This is a genomic window from Rhodococcus sp. C-2, from assembly GCF_027854095.1.
GTDB lineage: Bacteria > Actinomycetota > Actinomycetes > Mycobacteriales > Mycobacteriaceae > Rhodococcus_F > Rhodococcus_F qingshengii.
In genome coordinates this window covers 557,903-579,864 of the sequence record NZ_JAQGFI010000002.1, presented here as the reverse complement: position 1 = coordinate 579,864, position 21,962 = coordinate 557,903, and the positions used below count along the sequence as shown (strand labels likewise).

The 21,962-nt window shown below is 62.1% G+C and carries 20 protein-coding genes and 1 riboswitch; of the genes, 12 read left to right on the top strand and 8 right to left on the bottom strand.

Going from position 1 to position 21,962, the window contains the following annotated elements; genetic code table 11:
- Positions 1-19: 19 nt before the first annotated feature.
- The 6 genes from PCS43_RS06485 (at position 20) to PCS43_RS06460 (ending at position 7,682) form a co-directional block, all read left to right on the top strand.
- Positions 20-1,600, top strand: a complete 1,581-nt coding sequence (locus tag PCS43_RS06485) for a hydantoinase/oxoprolinase N-terminal domain-containing protein (RefSeq protein WP_209911141.1) — start codon at positions 20-22, stop codon at positions 1,598-1,600.
- The gene (locus PCS43_RS06480; protein WP_050655919.1) at positions 1,597-2,706 is read left to right on the top strand and encodes a DUF917 domain-containing protein; all 1,110 of its coding nucleotides are present in this window, start codon (positions 1,597-1,599) and stop codon (positions 2,704-2,706) included. The genes PCS43_RS06485 and PCS43_RS06480 overlap by 4 nt, the downstream gene beginning before the upstream one ends.
- 6 nt (positions 2,707-2,712) lie before the next feature.
- Entirely contained in the window at positions 2,713-3,771 is a 1,059-nt protein-coding gene (locus tag PCS43_RS06475) for a DUF917 domain-containing protein (protein WP_209911144.1), read from the top strand.
- The gene (locus PCS43_RS06470; protein WP_209911148.1) at positions 3,768-5,303 is read left to right on the top strand and encodes a PucR family transcriptional regulator; all 1,536 of its coding nucleotides are present in this window, start codon (positions 3,768-3,770) and stop codon (positions 5,301-5,303) included. Before PCS43_RS06475 ends, PCS43_RS06470 begins: the two co-directional genes overlap by 4 nt.
- A 60-nt stretch (positions 5,304-5,363) precedes the next feature.
- Positions 5,364-5,478, top strand: a riboswitch (SAM riboswitch).
- Between the two features lie 53 nt (positions 5,479-5,531).
- A complete protein-coding gene (locus tag PCS43_RS06465) occupies positions 5,532-6,857 on the top strand; it encodes an aminotransferase class V-fold PLP-dependent enzyme (RefSeq protein WP_003941108.1) in 1,326 nt (441 codons plus the stop codon).
- A 210-nt stretch (positions 6,858-7,067) separates the two neighbouring features.
- Positions 7,068-7,682: a hypothetical protein gene (locus PCS43_RS06460; RefSeq protein WP_003941149.1), complete on the top strand. Its 615-nt coding sequence runs from the start codon at positions 7,068-7,070 to the stop codon at positions 7,680-7,682.
- Here the strand turns inward: PCS43_RS06460 and PCS43_RS06455 are convergent.
- Positions 7,661-8,539, bottom strand: a complete 879-nt coding sequence (locus PCS43_RS06455) for a PaaX family transcriptional regulator C-terminal domain-containing protein (protein ID WP_209911152.1) — start codon at positions 8,537-8,539, stop codon at positions 7,661-7,663. The two genes, PCS43_RS06460 and PCS43_RS06455, sit on opposite strands and share 22 nt — an antisense overlap.
- Positions 8,540-8,682: 143 nt before the next feature.
- Between PCS43_RS06455 and PCS43_RS06450 the strand changes: the two genes are divergently transcribed.
- Entirely contained in the window at positions 8,683-9,681 is a 999-nt protein-coding gene (locus PCS43_RS06450; protein ID WP_007727133.1) for an alpha/beta hydrolase family protein, read from the top strand.
- The gene (locus PCS43_RS06445; protein WP_007727131.1) at positions 9,674-10,885 is read left to right on the top strand and encodes a saccharopine dehydrogenase family protein; all 1,212 of its coding nucleotides are present in this window, start codon (positions 9,674-9,676) and stop codon (positions 10,883-10,885) included. Before PCS43_RS06450 ends, PCS43_RS06445 begins: the two co-directional genes overlap by 8 nt.
- On the opposite strand, the gene PCS43_RS06440 is transcribed toward PCS43_RS06445, so the two are convergent.
- Both PCS43_RS06440 and PCS43_RS06435 read right to left on the bottom strand, forming a co-directional pair.
- Positions 10,886-11,230, bottom strand: coding sequence for a hypothetical protein (locus PCS43_RS06440; RefSeq protein WP_039972777.1), 345 nt, complete (start codon positions 11,228-11,230; stop codon positions 10,886-10,888).
- A gap of 92 nt (positions 11,231-11,322) precedes the next feature.
- On the bottom strand, positions 11,323-11,700 hold the full coding sequence (locus tag PCS43_RS06435; RefSeq protein WP_209911155.1) for a hypothetical protein: 378 nt from the start codon (positions 11,698-11,700) through the stop codon (positions 11,323-11,325).
- Between the two features lie 63 nt (positions 11,701-11,763).
- Between PCS43_RS06435 and PCS43_RS06430 the strand changes: the two genes are divergently transcribed.
- Together PCS43_RS06430 and PCS43_RS06425 are read left to right on the top strand one after the other, a co-directional pair.
- Positions 11,764-12,342, top strand: coding sequence for a CGNR zinc finger domain-containing protein (locus tag PCS43_RS06430; protein ID WP_209911158.1), 579 nt, complete (start codon positions 11,764-11,766; stop codon positions 12,340-12,342).
- A gap of 134 nt (positions 12,343-12,476) precedes the next feature.
- Entirely contained in the window at positions 12,477-14,084 is a 1,608-nt protein-coding gene (locus PCS43_RS06425) for an ABC transporter substrate-binding protein (RefSeq protein ID WP_209911161.1), read from the top strand.
- 355 nt (positions 14,085-14,439) lie between these two features.
- Here the strand turns inward: PCS43_RS06425 and PCS43_RS06420 are convergent, their stop codons facing one another.
- Positions 14,440-15,942: an MFS transporter gene (locus PCS43_RS06420; RefSeq protein WP_209911165.1), complete on the bottom strand. Its 1,503-nt coding sequence runs from the start codon at positions 15,940-15,942 to the stop codon at positions 14,440-14,442.
- Positions 15,943-16,100: 158 nt separating this feature from the next.
- Here PCS43_RS06420 and PCS43_RS06415 point away from each other — a divergent pair, with 158 nt between their 5' ends.
- On the top strand, positions 16,101-16,775 hold the full coding sequence (locus PCS43_RS06415; protein WP_047269737.1) for a TetR/AcrR family transcriptional regulator: 675 nt from the start codon (positions 16,101-16,103) through the stop codon (positions 16,773-16,775).
- On the opposite strand, the gene PCS43_RS06410 is transcribed toward PCS43_RS06415, so the two are convergent.
- Entirely contained in the window at positions 16,765-17,724 is a 960-nt protein-coding gene (locus tag PCS43_RS06410) for a DMT family transporter (RefSeq protein WP_209911168.1), read from the bottom strand. The two genes, PCS43_RS06415 and PCS43_RS06410, sit on opposite strands and share 11 nt — an antisense overlap.
- 269 nt (positions 17,725-17,993) lie before the next feature.
- Here PCS43_RS06410 and PCS43_RS06405 point away from each other — a divergent pair, with 269 nt between their 5' ends.
- The gene (locus PCS43_RS06405; protein WP_003941173.1) at positions 17,994-18,272 is read left to right on the top strand and encodes a YHS domain-containing protein; all 279 of its coding nucleotides are present in this window, start codon (positions 17,994-17,996) and stop codon (positions 18,270-18,272) included.
- A 78-nt stretch (positions 18,273-18,350) separates the two neighbouring features.
- On the opposite strand, the gene PCS43_RS06400 is transcribed toward PCS43_RS06405, so the two are convergent.
- The 3 genes from PCS43_RS06400 to PCS43_RS06390 all read right to left on the bottom strand — a co-directional run bounded on the left by PCS43_RS06400 (position 18,351) and on the right by PCS43_RS06390 (position 21,688).
- Positions 18,351-19,673: an MFS transporter gene (locus tag PCS43_RS06400; RefSeq protein WP_209911172.1), complete on the bottom strand. Its 1,323-nt coding sequence runs from the start codon at positions 19,671-19,673 to the stop codon at positions 18,351-18,353.
- The gene (locus tag PCS43_RS06395; protein ID WP_020906029.1) at positions 19,657-20,184 is read right to left on the bottom strand and encodes a carboxymuconolactone decarboxylase family protein; all 528 of its coding nucleotides are present in this window, start codon (positions 20,182-20,184) and stop codon (positions 19,657-19,659) included. The genes PCS43_RS06400 and PCS43_RS06395 overlap by 17 nt, the downstream gene beginning before the upstream one ends.
- Positions 20,185-20,257: 73 nt before the next feature.
- Positions 20,258-21,688 carry an MFS transporter gene (locus PCS43_RS06390; RefSeq protein ID WP_020968303.1) on the bottom strand — a complete coding sequence of 477 codons (1,431 nt, stop codon included), beginning with the start codon at positions 21,686-21,688 and terminating at the stop codon, positions 20,258-20,260.
- Between the last annotated feature and the right edge of the window lie 274 nt (positions 21,689-21,962).

The following is a 21,962-nucleotide window of genomic DNA, read 5'->3' as shown; positions in this document are numbered from 1 at the left end:
CTGTAGAAGGGAGTTCGCGATGCGAATCGGAATCGACGTCGGTGGTACGAACACCGATGCGGTCCTGATGGACGGGACCACCGTCATCGGGCATGTCAAACACTCGACCAGCAAGGACATCACCGGCGGAATCGGCGGAGCTCTGACGGCGCTGCAGCAGCAGTACTCTTTCTCTCCCAGCGCTGTTCAAGCAGTGATGATCGGCACGACGCACTTTCTCAACGCTCTCATCGAGCAACGCGGACTTGCACCGACAGCGGCTCTGCGATTGGGGCTTCCGGCGACCGCGGCGCTTCCGCCGATGGTGGGGTGGCCGCGAGACCTGGTCTCCGCTGTGCAAGGAAGGCGCTACCTCGCTCACGGTGGGCACGAGTTCGACGGTCGTCGTATTTCGTCGCTGGACCCCGACGAGATTCGCCGCCATGCCGCCGCCATGGCTCGCAGCGGTACTCGTTCGGTCGCAATATCTTCGGTGTTCTCTCCGGTCAATCTCGAATGCGAAGCGGCCGCCGCGGAGATCGTGCGTGAGGAACTCGGCCTCGACGTCGCAATTTCGCTCTCGCACGAGATCGGTCGAGTGGGTCTACTCCAGCGGGAGAACGCGACCATCATCAATGCTGCGCTGCGCGAGCTCGCCGATCACATCGTCGACGGTCTTGCCCGATCTTTGGTCGAGCACGGCATTGTCGCGCCGCTGTACCTGAGCCAGAACGACGGAACCTTGATGGACATCGAGTACGCAAGGCGTTATCCGGTGGCGACTTTCGCATCGGGACCGACCAACTCCATGCGAGGCGCCGCTGTGCTGTCCGGTCTGGCCAGCTGTGCGGTGATCGACATCGGAGGTACCACTACCGACGTGGGCGTATTGACCAACGGTTTCCCGCGAGAAGCCACCACGGAGGTGACGGTCGCGGGGGTACGGACCAATTTCCGTATGCCGGACGTCTTCTCGATCGGTATCGGTGGTGGTTCGCTGGTGGATGCAGACGGACTCACAGTCGGACCCGAATCTGTGGGATACGAATTGGGTTCACGGGCACTCGTATTCGGCGGTGACACGTTGACGGCCACCGACATAGCCGTCGCGGCAGGCTTGGCCGACGTCGGAGATCGCAGTGCGGTGGCGCACCTCGACCGCGGCCTGGTGTCGACGGCACTCGACCGGATCTCGCGCCGAGTCGCCGACGCCGTGGAACAGATGCGGACCACGTCGGATCCACTTCCCGTTGTGGCGGTTGGCGGGGGATCGGTACTGCTGGAGCGTGAACTCCCGGGCCTGGGAACGGTGATTCGTCCTGAGCGCTTCGATGTTGCCAATGCGATCGGCGCTGCGATTGCGCAGGTCAGTGGTGAGGTAGATCGAGTCGAAGCGGTGCGGAACGGGCACCGGCAGGTTTTTGCCGACGATGCTCGCCAGGAGGCGATCGATCGGGCAGTCGCCGCAGGCGCACGGCCCGAGTCGGTGCAGATCGTGGAGTTCGACGAGGTCCCGATTCCGTATCTGCCGGGCAACGCAACACGTATTCGAGTGAAGGCAGTCGGTGACTTGGCACTGCACAGTGGTTTGGTCTCCACCGGTCAGGAGGGCTCACGATGAGTTGGACACTACGAACGGCGGATCTCGACGACCTCGCCAGGGGCGCAGCCTTGTTGGGCACCGGCGGCGGGGGAGATCCGTTCGTCGGCAAGATGTTGGTCACGCAGGCGCTCGGTGAGGCCGGTGAAATCACGATTCTGGATCCGGAGGAGCTCGACGACGACGCGTGGGTGATCCCCGTCGCGCAGATGGGTGCACCGACCGTCGTGGTCGAGAAGATGCCGCGCGGAACCGAACCCGAGCTGGCGCTGATCACATTGGAGAAGCACACGGGGCGAACTGCAGATGCCACGATGCCGATGGAGTGCGGCGGGATCAATTCGATGATTCCGTTGCTGGTGGCAGCGCGGCGCGGACTGCCGGTTGTCGACGCCGACGGGATGGGGCGAGCCTTTCCTCAGCTCGAGATGGAAACCTTCTCGGTGTACGGGATTTCGGCGAGTCCGCTCGCCATGGCGAACGAGCACGACGAGGTGGCAATCTTCGACACCGGAAGTGACAACAGCAGATTGGAGGGCCTCGCCCGCGGGGTGACGTCGAGGTTCGGTGGGATGGCGCACATCGCGCAGTACTCGATGACGGGTGCAGATGTGAAGCGGACGGCGATCCCACGGACTCTGTCGTTGGCCATGACCATCGGCCGGTCCATCAGACTTTCACGTGAGCAGCGGGTGGACCCGGTGCAGGCGCTTGTCGACAGTCTCGCCGACACGCTCTACGGATACGGGCGAGTTCTCTTTCACGGCAAGGTGATCGATGTCGACCGGCGAACCGATGAGGGGTTCGCTCGGGGTTCGGTGCGGATCGCCGGCGTCGGAGACGAAGAGCTGGAAGTTCAGTTCCAGAACGAGAATCTGATCGCCGTGCAATCCGGAGTGATGGTGGCGATCGTGCCAGACCTTATCTGCATCGTCGAGGCCGATACCGCCGAACCCATCACCACCGAGGGCTTGCGGTACGGGCAGCGCGTTGCGGTCATCGGGATCGCGACCCCACCCATCATGAGAACCCCGGAGGCACTGGCGGTGTTCGGTCCGGCAAGTTTCGGACTCGATCGCCCGTTCCTGCCGGTGGAGACACTCGAGCAACCTGTACTGGCAGAATAGCGAGCCGTGAGCAGGCTGCACGCGGTCCGGGAGGCCGACCTCGACGCGATCGCAGCGGGGGCGGTGGTCCTGGGCTGCGGCGGGGGCGGCGATCCACGCCTGTTCGTGGAAATGCTGCGTCCACTGATGACGTCTACTTCGGTGGAGGTCATCGCGCCGGACCAGTTGCCGGAGGAGGCATTGGTGATGCCGGTGGGAATCGTCGGATCGGCCCTGGCTTTGGAGGAGCAATTGCCCTCCGGGCGTGAGTTTGCAGATACTGCAGCAGCTTTGACGCGCTGGACCGGGAAGCGTCCGACCGCGGTGATGACTTTCGAAGGCGGTGGACTCAACGCTCTCTCCGGCATTGCGGCGGCGTTGGCGTTGGGAATTCCCGTGGTCGACGCGGACCTGCTGGGTCGAGCGATGCCGCGGCTCGATCACTTCTCTCTCGCCGCAGCCGGGTTGGAATTGTGCCCGGTCACACTCGCCCGGCCCGGCGGCCTCATTACCGTCGTCGACGGAGTGGATGTGCTCGGCGCCGAGGTAGCAGTGCGGTCGTTGATCGGGAGAACCAGCGGTTGGGGCGCTCTGGCGATCGCGTCGATCGATGCGCGGACGGTGCAGGAGGCGTGCATTCCGGGAACTCTCTCCCGAGCATACGAACTGGGTCAGCACATCGGGGCCCTGGGCAGTTGGCAGGAGATCGCGGAGAGCTCCGGGGCCCTGGTAATGGGGACTGGCCGGGTGCGTGCGGTCCGTCGTAGTCGTCCGGACACCGGCGATCGTCGGGGCAGCGTGATTCTCGAACACGATTCTGCGGTGATACGAGTCGAATTCGAGAGTGAGTTCCTGACCGTCGCGTTGGACGGCGAGATGATTGCAACGTGCCCGGACATCGTGACGTTGCTCGACGTGCGGACCGGCGCCTTCGTCTCGTGTGAATCCGTGCACCAGGGGCACGATGTGGCCGTGTTGGTTCTTCCCGGTCCACAGTGGTGGGCGGAAGAAGTGGGCAGATTGAAAGTTGTCGGCCCGCGGGCATTCGGGATCGACCACGACGCAGTGCTGATGGAGGCGCGATGAGCGCGAGTGTTTCGGCGTTGCTGAACAACCCGGCCTTTGTCGGGCTGTATCGACTGGCCGGGGAGGGTGATCCCGTCGTGACGACAGTGGGAGCACTCACCGGGGAATCGGCACAGTCGGCCGAGGCCGTGTCGGATGCGGCGAGTTCAGGATCAGTTCTGGTGATTCTCGATCGAATCGACATCGGGGAGTGGAGATTCGACGCTCTCCTTCGGCGCACAGCGGCGACCGGCTGCCAGGTGGTCGCTGTGCACAGCACTGCGGCGGAGGATGCGAATCTCTCGTTGCTTGCCGATCGGCTCGGACTGGTGGTGCTCGGAGTATCCGACCCGTGGCAGTTCAGCGTAGATCTTCGTGATCTTCTCTCGAATTCGCGGGCGGTGATGGCCGACGCAGTACTGCGGGCGACACACGCGGGCCAACGAGCCGGAGGAAGCGTCGAGAATCTTCTGTCGGTGCTACTGAACACCTTTCAGCGTTCATTCTTTCTCCTGGACTCGTCCGGACGTCCGATGACCGGCGCCGACCTGTTGTCAGACGCTGATCGAGCAGCTGCCGGTATGTTGTCGGGTCGCGGGGCGCCCACCACGGTCGAATTGGACTCCGGCGGGGTCCTGATTGCGTGCCCGGTGATGTCCGGCGCAGCCCGAGAGCCCTGGCTGGCGGTGCTGCTCCCGGTGCGTCAAAGCGTCGAAGAGGCTTCTCTCTCAGTGGTTCTCGACGTGGCCTCGTTGGCTGCCGGGCACCGACTGGCCGTTGCGCGCATGGTCGACGAGCGTGAAGCGCGCCGGCGTAGCGCGTTGCTCGGTGAACTGATCGACACGTCAGCAGACGCCACACCCGGACTGCTCCGGCGCGCACTCGACGCGGGTTGGATGCTGGACGGATGGCACATCGGCATCAAAGTCCTGGCGGTCGGTGAGGTCGACCTGGTGGCAAGACGCAGCGAGGTTGCAGATGCTCTCGCCGCCGAGGGAATCGACGCCAATGTCGTGGAACAGGCTGACGGCTGGGCGGCGTGGACGACTCTGCCAGGCGAGCCGCGACCGGAGGCGATCACCAGGATCGCCGAGTGCATCCGTGCAGCTCAGGCCAGGTTGGAACCCACGATGGAGACCTGGGTAGGTGTGGGACGCGCACACGACGGTCCGGCTGGAATCGGTTCGTCCCTGTCGGAGGCCGGGGATGCCGCTCGGCTCGCCGGTTCCCGATCTCAAACAGGTCGATTCCTGCACGCGGACCGCCTCGGGCTGGCGCAGTTGCTGCTGGCGTGGACGCGAACCGACACCTTCCAGCCTGCGGCCGCGGCATTGCTCGCACCGCTACGCGATTCCAATGGAGAGTTGCTCGAGACTCTGTCGACGTACCTCGACGAAGAATCGTCTCTGGCTCACACCGCAACCCGAATGGGCTTGCACCGCAACACCGTATCGAGTCGGATCGATAGAATTCAGCGCCTTCTCTCGGTCGATCTGGCCGATCCGGAAACCAGGCTTGCGCTCCACCTCGCCTGCCGGACGATCGCGCCGTGACGACGGTCTTCGCAGCTTCGTCTTGACAAGCGCGGGAGGTTCCTGCCATCCTCGTTGCCAGGTCACGAGTACCAGTGTTCAGCCCCGGCTTGCTGGTCGGCAACCCTCCTCCGCGGTGGGGTGCTCCGGGTGACGACCCGGCTGCGTTCGAAAACGAATGCGGCAAGCGCGGACTCTTCCGGGGCCATCTCCCGACGAACGAGTCCTTGAACGTGAGGATTGTCTTCGATGACTGCTGTATTGAGTGCCGACACCTGCTGCACCACCGCGATTGCCAAGGTTTCGGGTGCCGACCTGCAGGTTCCATTGGTTCAGGGCGGCGAATGCTCCTACGCCAACTTCGACTACGCGGCCAGCGCGCCGGCATTGGCCCAGGTCACCGACCGTATCGCCGAATTGTTGCCCACGTACGCCAGCGTCCACCGCGGTGCCGGCTACGCGTCCCGGATCTCCACGCTCACCTACGAGAACGCTCGTGAATCCGTTGCTCGTTTCGTGAACTGTGCCGACGATCAGGTTGTCGTCTTCACCCGGAACACCACCGATTCGCTGAACCTGCTTGCGCAGTGCGTCCCCGGCAGCACCGTCGTCCTCGACGTCGAGCATCACGCAAACCTGTTGCCGTGGAACGACGCTCGTATCGTCACCGCCGCAGACACCATCGAAGAAACGATCGAGCGTCTGATCGGTGAACTGTGCACCAAGCCTGCCGCGCTGCTCGCAATCACCGGGGCCTCCAACGTGACCGGTGAGATCCTGCCGATTGCACGTTTGGCTGACATCGCTCACCGTTGCGGCGCACGTATCCTCGTCGACGCTGCTCAGTTGGCTCCCCACCGTCGCATCGACCTGCAGGAATGCGGCGTCGACTACGTAGCGTTCTCGGGCCACAAGCTGTACGCGCCCTTCGGCGCCGGCGTTCTCGTCGGCCGCCGTGACTGGCTCGACGAAGCTCAGCCGTACCTCGCCGGCGGCGGCGCCGTGCGTGAGGTGACCATCGAATCCACCGAGTGGGCTTGCGCGCCCGCACGCCACGAGGCGGGTTCCCCCAACGTGCTCGGTGCGGCAGCCATCGCGACCGCCTGCGAAACCCTGCACGCCCTGGACTTCGACGTGATCGCCGAGCATGAGAAGGCGCTCACCGCCCAGCTCACTGACGGCTTGTCCGCCATCGAGGGCGTCTCACTCGTGCGACTGTGGAACGACGCTCCCGACGCCGTCGGAATCGTCACCTTCACCGTCGACGGATTCGAAGCGGGCGAGATCGCCGCATTCCTCTCCGCCGAGCACGGCATCGGAGTTCGCGACGGTCGCTTCTGCGCACATCCGGTTCTCGCGCGCCTCGGCCTCTCCGGCGGTGCAGTTCGCGCCAGCCTCGGCCTCGGTAGCAGCTCGGACGACGTGACGCGGTTGGTCGACGCCGTGAACATCCTGGTTTCGAATCAGCGTGATTGGAAGTACGCGAAGACGGCAGGTGCGTGGAACCCTGTGCCCGAGACCCGCCCCTTCCTCGGAGCCGCAGACGACAATGCCGGCGCAGCCGAGTGCGTCTGAGCTGAGCTCGGTCCCCGAAAACTCGAACGGACAACTAGCATGGCAGCCATGGCACCAGCGGATTTTCCCGCCACCCCTTCGAGAGTGAGCATCACTCTCGGTCAGTGGTGCCGTCGCCATGTCGATCTGTGCCGCACCTCTTCAGGAATGTGTTCGAGCTGACGATTCGTCTCGCTCATCCCATACTTTTCTGATTTTCGGAGGTCTCACATGTCTTCACTCGCTTCGCATTCTCTGCACGTAGCGGTCGAGTTGACCGGATCCGGTCACCATCCGGCCGCTGAGGGCGCACCCGGCAACCTGCCCATCATCGGCGGCGACTACTGGGTGGACCTCACCGAGGGTGAAAAGGCTCTCGATTTGGCTTCATTCCCTACCAATGTGGTTCGGATTCGCGCTGCGGATCTGCGTGAGGCACAGCTCGAACGCGCACGGATACGCGCTGCCGTCGCTGAAGAAGGACGCGATCCCGACAGCGTCGCAGTGCTGGTCGATCTCGAGATTCTGATCGCGCCGGAGGCTCGCTCCGCTCGTAAGGAGCTTGCGCAGTTGGACAGCGCGTTGACCTCGCCGCGGGTTCCCGTTTCGCTTCATTACGTCGGAACGCCTTCCGGTCTCGGCAGTTTGATCGCCGATATCCGAGCTGCGGAGGTCGCCGACGGCGTTACGTTGCTGCCTCTCGCATTGCCTCGCACGCTCGAGCATCTGGTGGACAGCACCATTCCGTGGCTTCAGGATCGCGGACTTGTCACACCGTCCACCGCAGTCGACGAGGTTCTCGGGCGTTTCGGACTGCCGCCCCGTCAGCGCACGCTTGCGTCCTGATCGTCACCGATTGCATCTGCGTACAGGTGGAACAGCGACGGTAATTCGTCGGCACCGTCCACCTGTGCCAGAAGCGTCCAGCACTGCGCAGTGATCGACCGAGCCCTCGTGCCGATCCAGTTGGTGGGCAGTAGTTCCGGCGGCAACAGCGGATCCGGTTCCATGGCTCGCGTGAATTCCGCCGCGAGTTCGATGGTCATCGTGACAGCATCGGTACCCGGACTGTTCTGCAGTTTGTGCAGGCGTGCGGTCGCTATGTCGAGTAGCCGTTCGTATCCGTCAGCGATCTGGTCCAGTGGCCACAACTGCGCGGCAATCTTCACGGGGTCTTCGAGAGTGCCCACTTTCAGATCTCGAGTGGTGAGAGAAGACAGGTGCTGTTCGACGTCGAGTTCGGCGGCCGCATCGCGAATATACGGTTCCCAGGCGTGCGGCGAGACGTACAGACCGCCCTGGACGAGCGCGCCGCCGAGGTAAACGACCCTGGTGCGCAGCGCATCTCGCCCTTTCCGTGACGACTCCGGAATTGCGAATCCGGCCAGGTGCCAGTACCCGTCCCACGGCGTCACAGTGTCGCGGTCTTGTCGATAGGCCAGCCGAACGAATTCGACGTCGGGTTCCATCTCGCGCAGGGCTTTCGGCGTTGCTCGTAGCGTGGCCTGTCGCCCGCGACCTTCCTGAGTGAACTTCCCCTCGGTGACCAACCGCCTGATGCACAGCCGAACCTGTTGATCAGTTTTGCCGAGGGCGTCGGCGGTGGCATAGAGGGTGTGCCCGTCGACAGTTCCGTCCGTGCGCAGTAGTCCCTCGATCAAGATCCTCGTGGGTACATCGACGTCCCTGTCGGTCATCGCCATGTCCTTTCCTCGCTTCTCGACATCTTCGCCCACAACTGTACTATCGAATGCAATACGATCGTTTCAAATTCGTACGTTAGGGCGGGAAGATGGCAGCGGAATCGATGAGCGAGGGCAAGAGTAAGCCTCGTTTACGCAGGTGGATGGTTACTTCCCTGGCGGTGGTCGTTGTTCTGATCGCGACTCTGGTGGGCTGGACGCTGTACCAGAACACCTATGACATCCGTGAGGAAAAAGTGACGATCACCGGGGGATCGGTGCCGCTCCAGGGAGTCCTTGCACTGCCCGAACACGGTGACGGTCCCTTCGGGCTCGTGGTTTTCGTCCACGGAGACGGCCCGGTCGATGCAACACATGAGACGTTCTATCGACCGGTGTGGGAGGCGTTCGCAAAGGCGGGGTACGCGTCACTCTCCTGGGACAAGCCGGGGGTGAATGGGGCACCGGGCAATTGGCTCGACCAGAGCATGGACGATCGCGCGGCAGAAACGGAAGCGGCAATCGAGTGGGCGCGGGGACGTTCGGATATCGATCCGTCTCGGATCGGTCTGTGGGGTGCAAGCCAGGCAGGGTGGGTGATGCCCAAGGTGGTGAACCTCGACCCGGACGTAGCGTTCGTCATTGCCGTGGGTCCCGCGATCAACTGGCTCCAACAAGGCGAATTCAATACCCTAGCCGAACTTTCCGAGAGAAATGCGTCGGCCGACGAGTTCGAGAAAGCGCGGGTCGATCGTGCGAAGAACTTGGATCAGTTGGCCCGTGATGCATCGTTCGACGATCTCGTGGCCTCCGGCGAGGCCGACGGTCTCACCGAAGACCGGTGGAACTTCATCCGAAAGAACTACCTCTCGGATGCGCGAGCCGATCTCGAAACCGTGAAGGTTCCGGTGCTCTTGATCATCGGCGGACAAGACGTCAACGTCGACGTGGCTGATACCGAAAGGGTGTATCGCGAATTGTTGGACACTCCAGGGAAATTGGTGGTCAAGAAGTACCCCGACGCTACGCATTCGATCGTGGACAAGGATCTCGAAGACTCGGAAGTGAGGTCCGCTCTGGTGGCCGTCCTTGCTCCCCGTTCGATCTTCGCTCCCGGCTATCTAGCGGATCAGACTGCATTTTTGGAGGGAATTCATGGCTGACGGAATCACGGTTGTCGCACTGGGTGGTGCCGGTGCCATGGGCTCGGCAGCAGTTCGTCTGGCCGCAACATTGCCGGGAATCGGCAAGGTAGTAGTCGCGGATCGCGATATCGATGCTGCGAAGCGTCTTTCAGTTGAACTGGCGCAGGCGTCAGCGGAAGTCGAGGCGCGCAGCATCGACGTCACGGACGGTCGCACGCTACGTGAATTGCTTGACGGCGCAGACGTGGTCGTCAATACGGTCGGACCGTTTTTCCGTTTCGGCGTCGGCATTCTCCAGGCAGCGATCGGGACCGGGACTCACTATCTCGACATCTGCGACGACTGGGAGCCGGCCGTCGACATGCTGGAATTGGACTGTGCCGCGAGGGGAGCCGGAATCTGTGCGGTAGTCGGCATGGGCGCAAGTCCCGGGATGAGTAACCTCCTGGCCGCGATGGCAGTCTCGCGATTGGACGTGGTCGACGATCTGTATACAGCCTGGCCGGTTGATGTCGAGGGCGAGGACGAGTCGGTGGACACATTGAGTGCAGCCGCCGTTCACTGGATGCAGCAGATCAGCGGCCAGGTTCCGGTGGTTCGTGCGGGGCGAATCGTCAACGAAGAACCGTTGCGTTCCATCGCACTCGAACTGCCCGGCGGACGTCGGGGGAACGCTTACGTGGTCGGGCATCCGGAGCCGGTGATGTTTCATCGGACCATCAATCCTGCGGGGCATTCGGCAAATCTGATGGTCATCACACCGGAAACCGTGGCGTTTCTCGACGTTCTCCGCGCCGACATCGACAAGGGGAGAATCGATCTCGACTCGGCCGCTGAAGAATTGGGCAAGCCTTCGCTCGGACGGATGATCCGTGCTGCGCCTCGAATGCTCACGCGCGCCGGCCACGGATCCTTGCCGTTGTTCTTCGCCTCGGCGACAGGGGCGCTCGAAGGTCGAGAGATGCGCGTCGTGGCCCGGATTGCAGACGATTCACCGGTGTCGGAGTTGCTGTCGGACATGGCCGGTGCAACCGGAATCCCCTTGGCGCTCGGCCTTGCTCAGGTGGTGTCCCGGCTCGCCGACGGAACGATTTCGGATCGGATCGGTGTGCACTCACCCGAGAGCGTCGTCGACCCGGAAGTTCTGTTCACTGCGCTGGCGCGGTTGTTCGATCGAACCGACTGGAGTGAGATCGTCACCGTCGAATCCGAGTTCCGCTAGTCAGTCCGCGGCGTGCGATCCGATGCGACTGCGGATTTCGGCGTCGACTCGGTCTGCGTCTTTGGGACTGAACGAGGGTGCTCCACGGCCGGTGAGGGTGAGTACCACCGCAGTCTCCTTCCACGGACGTGAAAGATCCAGGCTGTACCACGAGCTGAAATCTGTTGTTCCCCAAATTCGTAGGCGCCCGCTCAGCCACGACATGACTCCGAGGTCGACGGATTCGATCTGCGAGTACGGGACGAACTTGCTGACAAACGGGAAGTAGTAGTGGCGGATCGTGACGCCCTGATCGTCGATCCGGACGGTCCTGTCCTCGTAGATCGTTGATGTCCCTGTACTCACAGTGAAAACCCGGTCCCTGCTGTTCGACGCTCTCGGCGGATGCCGAAAACCAACCATACAGTCTCTACTGGGGCGGGTGGCCCGCCCGAGTGTCAGGCGCTGGTAGTCCTCGCGACGACGAGATCGCTCACCGCGATCTGGGCATTGCCGATTGCCGTCTGAACTGGTTCGCAACTGCTCGATGCTCGGGCGAGCGCAAGAACTGCGGTGAGCAGGGCAGCGTCGGGTTGTCCTTCGAACGGTCCGCTCTGGACATCGAACTTTCCAGCTCGCAACTGCTTTCGGGCGTTGATTCCCAGTTGTGAAATGACCTCGTCCATCGCGGTCAGGCATTGGGCGAGCGCTCCGATCGACCAGTAGAGCTCGGCTGCAACGACGGGTGTCCCCGACGCCACGGTGCCGGCGCGGCGTAATCGGTTGTGGGTGTCGAGGAGTATCTCGGGCAGTCCGTGGTCTGCGCAGTGTTCCATCCCGCCGCCTCCGTAAGGTGTAAAGTTAGGTTATTCAATTACGGTAAAGCAGGGAGGTAAGGGATGCAAGTAGTTTTAGACGATTACGTATCCGGTGCGTCGTTTGCGACGGACCTGGTCAACACCTCACCCCGAGTGTGGGTGGAGGCTGGTGACGCGTTGCCAGACTCCCAGACGCTTCGGGATCTACTGAGTGAACACGGACTCTCGCCGGACGCACTCCGCAACGGACGCGGGCCGACCAGCGGTGAACTTGCGGACGTTCAGGGGCTCAGAGAGGAAATTCGTTCGGTTCTCGATGCTCCGACTACCGGCGAACTAGTCGATCGCACTCATCAACTTCTCCAGGCCGTCCCGCATCACGTTCGACTTACGCCAGATTCCCAGAACGGCTATCGGTGGAATGCAGTACCGGACAACACAATCGATCTCGCGGGTGAACTCAGGTTGTTGATCGGATACTCGTTGCTGGGGACTCTGCGCACATTGGGGTACGAACGATTCCGTCCATGCGCATCGCCGACGTGCAACGGGGTGTTTGTCGATACGAGCAGGGGAGGGCGACGCCGATACTGCATGCCGGCGTTGTGCGGCAACCGAATCAACGTCGCGAATCACCGTCAACGGCAGCGTCGTACTTAGCGTCTGCGCTTGTCCGGTCGATAGTGACAATCGAACAGAGTACGGCCGACTGTATGGGGAACTTCAACGAGATACAGACCACGTCAGTCCCGCACGATTGTCGCCATGGCAACTCCTAGTAGATGGCGGCTCGTATGAAAGCCCGTTCTGTCTCCGCGACAGCAGTTATCAGCGTTGGCGTTTTCACCCTGGCCGGGTGTGGCGGCGCATCCAGTCCCGGAGGTTCAGTCGGTGAGTATGCAAAGGACGGCAGTTTCACGACTGTCATCAACGCCGATCCCGGAAATCTGCACCCTCTGATCACCAACCTTACGTCGACTCAGATCGTGAACGCGTACTCGTACGATTCGTTGATCGACATCGACGCGCAAACACGCACTGTGCGTCCCTATCTGGCGGAGAGCTGGAGTGAAGAAGGGAACACGCTGAAGTTCGTGCTCAAGAAGGGCATCACTTGTGCCGACGGCACTTCCTTCACCGCACAGACCGCGGCCGATGACATCAACTGGGTCATGGATCCTGAAAACGCTTCACCGCTACGCGGATCCACTGTGCCGATGTCGACTTCGGCCTCAGCGGACGGTGACGAACTGACGGTGACTACCGCCGAACCAGCGCCCTTCCTGCTCTCTCGAATCGGCGCGTTGCGGCTTCCGTGCGCTGCGACGCTCGAAGACCCGGCCAGCATCCGTTCGAGTAGCAACGGAACGGGTCTGTTCAAGGTCACCGAAGTTGTTCCGAACGATCACATCACGATGGAACGCCGCGACGGTTACACCTGGAGTCCGAACGGCGAGACCACTTCAGACACTCTCGGAGTGCCGAAGACAGTGACGATCAAGATTGTCACCGATCCCAGTACGACGGCGAATCTTGTTCTCACCGGCGGAGTGAATGCCGCAGCGGTCACCGGTTCGGACGAAGAACGAGTCTTGGCCGCGGGTCTGGATTCGAAGACCTACACCACGTTGTCCGGCGAGTTCATCTTCAATCATTTCGCGGCCCTACCCACGGCAGACCGTGCTGTACGGCAGGCCCTCGTGCAGGCAGTAGACCTGGACGACTACACCGAGATCACCACCGGCGGTAAAGGAACCCGCGCACGCGCCCTCGCGGTTTCGGAACCCCTTGCCTGCGACTACAACAGTGTCGAAGGGACGATCCCCGATTTCGACGTCGATGCAGCAAAGAAAACGCTGTCCGACGCAGGTTGGAACGCGGGTCCCGACGGCATCCTGACGAAGGACGGTCGACCGCTTGCCCTCAACGTGATTTTCAACAACTCACGCGATACGAACTCTGCCGCCGCGGAATACGTGGCAACACAGTGGGAAGGACTGGGCGCGAAGGTGAAACTGACCGGCGGCGACTACAGTTTTGTCATCGCCAACACATTCAGCACCACCGACCTGTCGTCGTGGGACGTTTCCATCGGTTTGACGCTGGGGAGTGATACGCCGAGCATCTTTGCCAAGTACTTCACCGGCCCGCCCAAACCTGAAGGAGTGAACTTCGCTTCCCTCGACAACAAGAAGTACATCGAATTGTCCACTGAGGCTTCGCTTCTTCCCGGTGACGAGTCTTGCAAGGTCTGGGAGGAAAGTGAGCGCGCGTTGTTTAACGACATCGACCTGCTGCCGGTATCCACGACTCCCGCTCACATGTTCTTCAACGGCGCAACGTCGATCTACCCGCCGTCGAGCGGAATCCTTCCGGGCTCGGCGATCCGTGTCCTGAAGTAGGACCCTCGGCAAACGCTCACTTTCGGGTATTGATCATCCGAAGAGCAAACCGAAATACCACTGCAGCACCCGCACCTGCAGCCAGGCCGGCGACGACATCGGCAAGAAGGACACCGACGCCTATGCCCAGGACGGCAGCGGCGGCGACAGCAAGGGCTACGTCAGCACGAGGAGCGGCGATCGCGGCATCCTTTCCCCGAGTATCGAACGAGCACCCATCTCAACGGAGCATGTCACGAAACTGTCGTCCGCAGGTGTATCAACAGCAAAATGTGTGAAACGCGTCGGCCCCGACGGAGTTGGACTCCGCCGGGGCCGGGCTGTGTGTACAGCGCAGTGTGTATTGCGCGCTGGCTCAGTGTGTCGGAACGGATTCCTTCGAGGAGGTCGGGGACGTATCGGTGTGCTGGCTACCAATCTCCTTGCGGGAGTTGGAGCTGTTGAACCGAGGGAGGAAACCGGCCAGGACGAGTGCGACGACGGCGGATCCGGCAGCGAGGGCCATGACGACGCGGAAAGCGTTCTCCGACGGCAGCGTTGCCCCACCGATGGACATGGTCATCTGGGCGATGACGACACCCGCGATGGCGCTGGCGAATGATGTACCGAGGGAGCGCATCAGGGTGTTGAAGCTGTTGGCTGCACCGGTCTCGGACGGAGGAACAGCCCCCATGATGAGAGCGGGCATCGCGCCGTAAGCCATACCGGTACCGGCGCCGATGATCACGGCGATCACGATCAGTTCCCAAATCGAGTGCATGGCGAAAATGCCGATGCCGTAACCGATTGCGACGACAACGGCGCCGAGCATGAGCGTCACCTTGGGGCCGTGCGAATTGGTGATACGTGAGGACAGCGGAGAGATCAGCATCATGATGATGCCGGAGGGAGCCATGACCAGACCCGCGGTGAGCATCGAACCGCCTAGGCCGTAACCAGTGACTTCAGGCAACTGGACTACCTGGGGAAAGACCATGCTGGCGGCGAACATCGCGAACCCGAACACGATCGATGCGAGGTTGGTGAAGAGCACCTGGCGGTGGATGGATACGCGTAGATCCACCAGCGGCTTGGGGGTGCGTAGTTCCCACCAAGCCCAGAATCCGAATATCAGGATCGCGGCGCCGAACAAGGAAAGCGTGAGCGTGCTCGTCCAACCCCAGTCGCCACCCTTGGAAATGGCCAGTAGTAGAGCGATGAGGGCGGCTGAGAGCGAGATTGCCCCGCCGAAGTCGAACGTGCCACCTGTGCGAACCGTCGATTCGGGGACCAGGACGACAACAAGAACGGCCGCAAGAGCGCCGAGCACGGCTGACGCCCAGAACAGGACGTGCCAGTCGGCGTACTCGGCGATCAAAGCCGCGATCGGAAGACCTAGAGCGCCACCGACTCCCAGTGAAGCGCTCATCATCGCAACAGCGCCGGCGAGCTTCTTGGGCGGAAGCACGTCGCGCATCACACTGATGCCCAGCGGAATGACGCCGGCAGCAAGGCCCTGCAGGATTCGGCCGGCAACGAGGGGGATAACGCTCGAACTGAGTGCTCCGACCACCGAACCGGTGACCAACAGCGCCATGCTGATCAGGAGTAGACGCCGTTTGCCGAACATGTCGCCCAAGCGGCCCATGGTCGGGACGGCGACGGCAGCTGCGAGCAGCGTGGCGGTCACAGCCCACGCGGTATCGGACGCCGGCGCGTTCAGGTACTCGGGCAGATGCGGGATGATCGGGATCACCAGCGTCTGCATGAGCGAGACGACGATGCCGGAAAACGCCAGAACAGCCACCACTGCGGTGGTGGCTGGCGACTTCGTTGTCTGTGGCGGCGTTGTCGGTGGTGGTGAAGTGGTTGACGACATTGCGGTAACTCCATCGGAGGAAGAACGAATAATGGTTTAAGTCAGTTGCTTGAACTAAAGTTAAATCAATTGACTGACTTAACGGAAGGCTGTGTCTCCGATCGTGACGAATATCTCCGGTGCCGAGCAGCTTCGGATGGTCGAGGATGATGGTGTCCATGACTACGAGGACTGAGGACGCGTCGGCCGATGTCGGCGGCGCCGCAAATTCCGCGCGCTCTGCTGCAACCCGAGACCGCATTCTCGCCGTCGCCGAGCAGTTGTTCGCAGAACATGGAGTCTTCGCGGTTTCGAACCGTCAGGTGAGCGAGGCGGCAGGTCAGGGCAACAATGCTGCCGTCGGATATCACTTCGGAACCAAGACCGATCTGGTCCGCGCGATCGTGAACAAGCATTCCCAGCAGGTCGAGAAGAACCGTGGCGAACTGCTGCGTGAGATCGAAGGGTCCACAAATGTTCGTGACTGGATTTCGTGTCTGGTTCGGGCGTCGACCGATCACTACGCCGAAATGGGTGGCCCGACCTGGTATGCGCGGTTCAGCGCGCAGATTCTCACCGACCCGGTCCTGCGGAAAATCGTCTACGACGAGGTACTGGCCTCGCCCACCCTGCAGGAGACGCTTCGGGGACTCTCTGACTGTCTGGCCGACATGCCGATGAGTGTTCGACGCGCCCGCGCGGACATCGGACGCAATGCGATCGTGCACATGTTCGCCGAACGTGAGCGCACGCTTGCCGAAGAGGGGCCGGACGCGGTCACGTCATGGGAGGACTTCACGACCGATCTCGTCGATGCGCTGGTCGGACTTTGGACTGCTCCGATCAGCCGCTGACCGGCCGTTTGTCCGCGCTAGCCGCCCGCCCCGGGGCAACCCTGCGGGATGGATCTCGCGTCGGTGGAAGATCCAGGAGCAAGCCGACTCCGGCAAGAATGATGACAAGACCGCCAACGAGCGCGAAGGTAACAGGCTCGTTCAACCACAGCACTCCGATGGCTGATGCCGAAATCGGAACGAGAAGAGTGACGGCCGATGCCGCGACTGGACCCGCCTGACGAATTATCCAGAAGTAGACCAGGTAGCCACCGGCGGTAGCCCCCAGCCCCAGGGCTACCACGGCGATGAGTGGGCCGACGGTTATGGGCCCCGGAGGGGGAGCGACGGCGGACACCGGCACCAAGAGGGCGACCGCGGCAAGTTGTTGGCCGAGGGCCAGCGGCAGGGGTGGAGTGTCCTGGAACGACTTTCGTGCGTAGACACCTCCGACTGCGTACAGCAGCGCCGCGGTCAAAGATGCGCCAATGGCCAGCATTGCGCGACTGTCGATCGCTGACGGAATTCCGCCGACAAGCACCGAGACGCCGACGATGCCGATCGCGACCCCCGAGAGTTTTCGCCAGGTGATCTTTTGTCGAAGCCAGAAAGCGGCGACGAATACGGTGAACATCGGAGTCGTGGCATTCAGGATCGACGCCGTCGACGAGTTGAGGCCGACGATCGCAGTTGCGACAAGTGCTAGGGGCCCAGCGACGTTGAGGGCAGCCAGCAGTAGGAATGCAGGAAACCGATGACCGACCGCGCGCCAGGTCGATCTGCTGGAAGCAGTTATCAGCGCGAGAACCAACGCTGCAACAATGAAGCGGCCGTGCGTCGTGCCGACGGCGCCGAGAGTTGGTGCTGCCACAGCAACCAGGGGGAACGAGCTTCCCCAAAGCATGCCGACCAACAGCAAAGCTCCAACTACGGCGAATCGGCTGCTGCCGATTGCTTTCCAGTTCTTCATTGCTCCTCTTCGTCGACGACCACGCGGACATGGATGGTCGATGCCAGACCTACCCTATACCCCCGGTAGGTATAAGGTTGAGTGTGTCATGATGCTGTAGGTGATCCGAGACTGGGGACGCATTATTCGTTCTCCTGCAATGGTTTATGTGCTGAGATGCTGTACGCGCAGACCTTCAAGTTATCTCTAATATACCTATAGGGGGTATATTGATTGTGTCGGGCTCGCTTTCCGGGCCACATCCGTCCAGCAAAAGAACAGGAATCCCAATGAGCAGTTGTGGCTGTGGCAACACCCCGAAGTCTGACGCCAAAGGCGATGTCGGCGCTGTCGGTTCGGCGATGCCGACCGGTGGGAAAGACCTACTCACCGCTGGCAGTAGTGAACTCGTCGAATGTCGGGTCATGCCGGGCAGCGTGATCGAGAAGGTGCGTGCCGAAGCGGAAGGCCTGTTTCGTGACTTCGAAGGAAATCGGTACTGGTTCTGCTGCAAGGGATGTGGTCCTCGGTTCGACGCAAATCCCAGGAAGTATGCCGACGTGAGCTGAGCGAAAAGTGGTGGTGCAGGCGATGGCTGCACCACCACTTTCGTTGTAGCCCTGTCGGGGGCAGTCGGACCGTCGACATCAGACGGCGCGAGCGCACGAGCACTGGGTAGCCGCCAAGGTGCATTCGCCTCGCGTGGTTTCGTACGTCGCTTGGACGGGCAATTCAGCAACTGTCTCCCGAGGCCAAAGTGCAAATCCTGCAACGGCTCCCACCGTGGCAAGCGCTGCAAGGATGCTCCAGGTGACCGCAAATCCCGCGCTCGAACCAACCCATCCGGCGATCGGATAGGTGACAAGCCAGGCAAGGTGCGACAGGGAGAACTGGGCTGCGAACACCTCCGGAATACTTGCGGGGTCGACGGAGCGCCGAAGTACTTTTCCGGTCGGCGTGACGATCATGGCCATCCCGGCGCCGACGAGTGCCCACACTGCGGCAGTGAGCATCCACGTGAATACACCCGCCACGGCGAGGGCTGCTGCCGCGCTGGCACTGACGACCAAGACAACGGAACCTGCTGTCATCACAGTGCGTTCAGCGGTTCTGTCGAGAACGCGTGGAAGAAGCAGCGCGGTCACCAACGTGCCGGTGCCTGACGCGGCAAGCATCCACGCCACGTCGGATTGGGTTCCACCGAGCTCGTCGCGGACGTAGTTGACGGTGTTGACCACCACGATCGATCCGGCTGCTGCCACCACGAGATTGAGTGCCATGATGCCGCGCAGTCGCGGCGTGGTCACGAAGATTCGCACCCCCGACGCGATCCGATCCCACGCCTTGCGGTGAGTACTTCGGCGAGCGTTGGGGATTCGGGTGGCCAGCACGAGCAGTGCCGAGACCGCAAAGCCCACGGAGGTGGCGACGAACAACAGGTTGAATGTCATGAAGGACAGTGCGACCGCGGCAAGAACAGGGCTGAGCAGGCTTTCCATCGTGTAAGCGACCTGCGATGCCGACAGTGCGCGGGTGAAATCGGCCTCGTCGGTCACGATGTCAGGGATGACCGCTTGGAACGTGGGAGTGAACGCTGCCGACGCAGCTTGGAGAACACCTACCAGCACGTAGATGTGCCAGATCTCGCTGACGAAGGGCAATGCGATCACGACCGCTGCGCGAATGGCGTCGAGGGCAACGAGGAAAGCCCGTCTCGGCAACCGGTCTACGTACGCCGCCGCGAGTGGAGCGATCACGACGTACAGGGACATCTTGATCGTCAGCGCGGTGGCCAGCACGGCTCCGGCGCTCGGTCCGGCGAGTTCGTAGGCGAGTAGACCTAGCGCAACCGTCGCCAACCCGGTGCCGAACAGCGCGATGATCTGGGCGCTGAAGAGCAGGCGATAGTCGCGAATCAAGAACAGACGCAGGCTGTTCCGTTCCGGTGCGGACTTAGCGATCCGGTTCATTTGGTTTCACTCCCGCGACAAGATTGAAAGCTCCGGTCAGGACATTGAGGGCGACGATTCCGACTACGTCGGCGATCTCGCGATCACCGTAGCCGTGCGCTCGAAGGCCCGTGATGTGTTCGTCTGAAATCGAGGCAGGCTCCCGATAGACGCGAAGTCCGAGGTCGATCATTGCCGCGATGGCGGGATCGGCCGAGGTGCCCGCGCGGGCACGCTCGATCTCGTCCGCCTCGACGCCGTTGGCGTGTGCGGCGGCCACGTGGGCTTCGAGGCAAACAGCGCAACCTTGCTGGACCTGCACAGCGATAGAGATTCGCTCGGTGATCTTGCGGCTCAGTTTCGCTCGCTTCATTGCTCGGCTGAGTTGCAGATAGCCGCCCAGCACAGCGGGCGAATGAGCCATCGCCGCGACCATGTCACCGACCTGTCCGTGACGGTTCACGAGTTCGGCGAGAAGGTCTTTCGATGCACCGACAGCGGTGGTGGGCGTGAGAGAAGCAAGGCGCGACATAACGAGTCCTAAGTGGTTCCGCCGGTGGTGGGTTCGGCTGGTGACAGCCGGCCGAACCCACCACCGGAGTTGGTCAAGAATTGACGGTGGATTGAACGGTTCGAGGATCGTCGACCTTGGTCGACCGCATCACGACCGCGGTGATTGCTGCGCCAACCACTGCGATGGCGGCTGCTCCGAGGAACACGGCGGAGAAACCGTTCGTCAACTCCGTCAGGTCACCGAGTTGATCAGCGCCGAACACTGCTGCGATCGCGGTCATCACCGCGAGGCCGACAGCCGAGCCGACCTGGTAACTGACGTTGACGATGCCGGAAGCCAATCCGCCCTCTTCCGGGCGTGCAGCCGAAATCGCCGTACCGAGTGAGGGAATGAACGCCAGCGTCATACCTGCCGCAGCCACGAGCGACGCCGGCAGTACGTCGACCCAGAAGTTGCCGGTGGGCCGGATCAACGACATCCAACCCAAACCGATTCCCAGTACCAGCAATCCGGTCACGATCATCGCTTTTGCACCGAAGCGTGCCATGGCCCGTGGTGCCACGACGACCATGCCGAGCATGACGAAGATCGTCATCGGCAGCAGCGCCGCACCGGCCGGGAAGGCGCTGTATCCGAGCACTTGCTGCAGGTACAGGTTCAGGAAGAACCACATCGGTATCCAGGCGGCGCCGAGCACGAGCTGAGCGATGTTCGCGGCACCGAGGTTGGGCGCCTTGAAGATTCCCAGACGCACCAGAGGTTCCCGACGCTTCGACTGGATCAATACGAATGCACCCAACAGAGCGGCCGAAACGGCGAGCGCCAGCCACGTCTGCCCGGATCCCCATCCGACATCAGGCGCTCTGACGATGCCGAAGACTCCGACAGCAAGACCTGCGGTGACAGCGAGTGCGCCGAGGAAGTCGATCGACCCGGTACGTGCCGGTGCGTTCGGCATCAGGAGGGGAGTAGCGATCAGCGCGATGACAGCGATGGGAATGTTGAGGTAGAACACCCAAGGCCAGCTGGTGTATTCGGTGATGACGCCGCCGAGGAACACGCCGGCCGTACCGCCGGCCGGGGCGGCAGCGCCGTAGATGGACAGCGCCTTGGTCATCTCTTTCTGCGTGCTGCCGAACAGCATCATCAGCAAGGTGAGCGCCGACGGCGCGATGAGTGCGGCGCCTGCGCCCTGGACTGCACGGCCCGCAAGTTCGACGGCGACGTTACCGGCGGCACCGGCGACAACGGAACCGATCAGCAGGATCAGCCAACCAGCGGAGAACACTCTGCGGGCGCCGAACAGGTCGGACAGGCGGCCGCCGAGGAGGAGTAGCCCGCCGAACGCGATGACGTACGCATTGAAGACCCAGGTCAGGCCTTCTTGGGAAAAGCCGAGATCGCTCTGCATCTGGGGGAGAGCGACGCCGATGATGGAGGTGTCCATGATGACCATGAACTGAGCGGCGGCGATCAACGCCAACGCCCACCACTTACGGGTGGATTTCGGTTGTGTGGACATTCTGAGTTCCTTACCTGTACGGGGTATAGGTGATGCTTGTGTGGTCAAGGGGTGTCGTAAGCGGGCCTGGGTGACATCGGCGCAGCGCTTCGTTGGGGTGCACGGGGAAATGCTGCTCTTGGAACTCATTCGGCCGGCGCTCTGCGTAGATGCGCATCGGATCTCCTTCGAGTGAATTCAGGGTGTTCGAGTAGTTCGTTGCATACCCTAGGGGGGTATGGTACAAATTGCAACAGGTTCGATGTCAAGGAGTGCAGAACCTGACGCAGACGGC

Excerpts from the sequence above, each read along its gene's own strand:
- PCS43_RS06470 (WP_209911148.1), top strand. The coding sequence starts at position 3,768 with ATGAGCGCGAGTGTTTCGGCGTTGCTGAACAACCCGGCCTTTGTCGGG.
- PCS43_RS06450 (WP_007727133.1), top strand. The coding sequence starts at position 8,683 with ATGGTTACTTCCCTGGCGGTGGTCGTTGTTCTGATCGCGACTCTGGTG.
- PCS43_RS06415 (WP_047269737.1), top strand. The coding sequence starts at position 16,101 with ATGACTACGAGGACTGAGGACGCGTCGGCCGATGTCGGCGGCGCCGCA.
- PCS43_RS06445 (WP_007727131.1), top strand. The coding sequence starts at position 9,674 with ATGGCTGACGGAATCACGGTTGTCGCACTGGGTGGTGCCGGTGCCATG.
- PCS43_RS06485 (WP_209911141.1), top strand. The coding sequence starts at position 20 with ATGCGAATCGGAATCGACGTCGGTGGTACGAACACCGATGCGGTCCTG.
- PCS43_RS06435 (WP_209911155.1), bottom strand. The coding sequence starts at position 11,700 with ATGGAACACTGCGCAGACCACGGACTGCCCGAGATACTCCTCGACACC.
- PCS43_RS06390 (WP_020968303.1), bottom strand. The coding sequence starts at position 21,688 with ATGTCCACACAACCGAAATCCACCCGTAAGTGGTGGGCGTTGGCGTTG.
- PCS43_RS06455 (WP_209911152.1), bottom strand. The coding sequence starts at position 8,539 with ATGGCGATGACCGACAGGGACGTCGATGTACCCACGAGGATCTTGATC.
- PCS43_RS06480 (WP_050655919.1), top strand. The coding sequence starts at position 1,597 with ATGAGTTGGACACTACGAACGGCGGATCTCGACGACCTCGCCAGGGGC.
- PCS43_RS06465 (WP_003941108.1), top strand. The coding sequence starts at position 5,532 with ATGACTGCTGTATTGAGTGCCGACACCTGCTGCACCACCGCGATTGCC.
- PCS43_RS06460 (WP_003941149.1), top strand. The coding sequence starts at position 7,068 with ATGTCTTCACTCGCTTCGCATTCTCTGCACGTAGCGGTCGAGTTGACC.
- PCS43_RS06425 (WP_209911161.1), top strand. The coding sequence starts at position 12,477 with ATGAAAGCCCGTTCTGTCTCCGCGACAGCAGTTATCAGCGTTGGCGTT.
- PCS43_RS06400 (WP_209911172.1), bottom strand. The coding sequence starts at position 19,673 with ATGAACCGGATCGCTAAGTCCGCACCGGAACGGAACAGCCTGCGTCTG.
- PCS43_RS06405 (WP_003941173.1), top strand. The coding sequence starts at position 17,994 with ATGAGCAGTTGTGGCTGTGGCAACACCCCGAAGTCTGACGCCAAAGGC.
- PCS43_RS06420 (WP_209911165.1), bottom strand. The coding sequence starts at position 15,942 with ATGTCGTCAACCACTTCACCACCACCGACAACGCCGCCACAGACAACG.
- PCS43_RS06410 (WP_209911168.1), bottom strand. The coding sequence starts at position 17,724 with ATGAAGAACTGGAAAGCAATCGGCAGCAGCCGATTCGCCGTAGTTGGA.
- PCS43_RS06395 (WP_020906029.1), bottom strand. The coding sequence starts at position 20,184 with ATGTCGCGCCTTGCTTCTCTCACGCCCACCACCGCTGTCGGTGCATCG.
- PCS43_RS06430 (WP_209911158.1), top strand. The coding sequence starts at position 11,764 with ATGCAAGTAGTTTTAGACGATTACGTATCCGGTGCGTCGTTTGCGACG.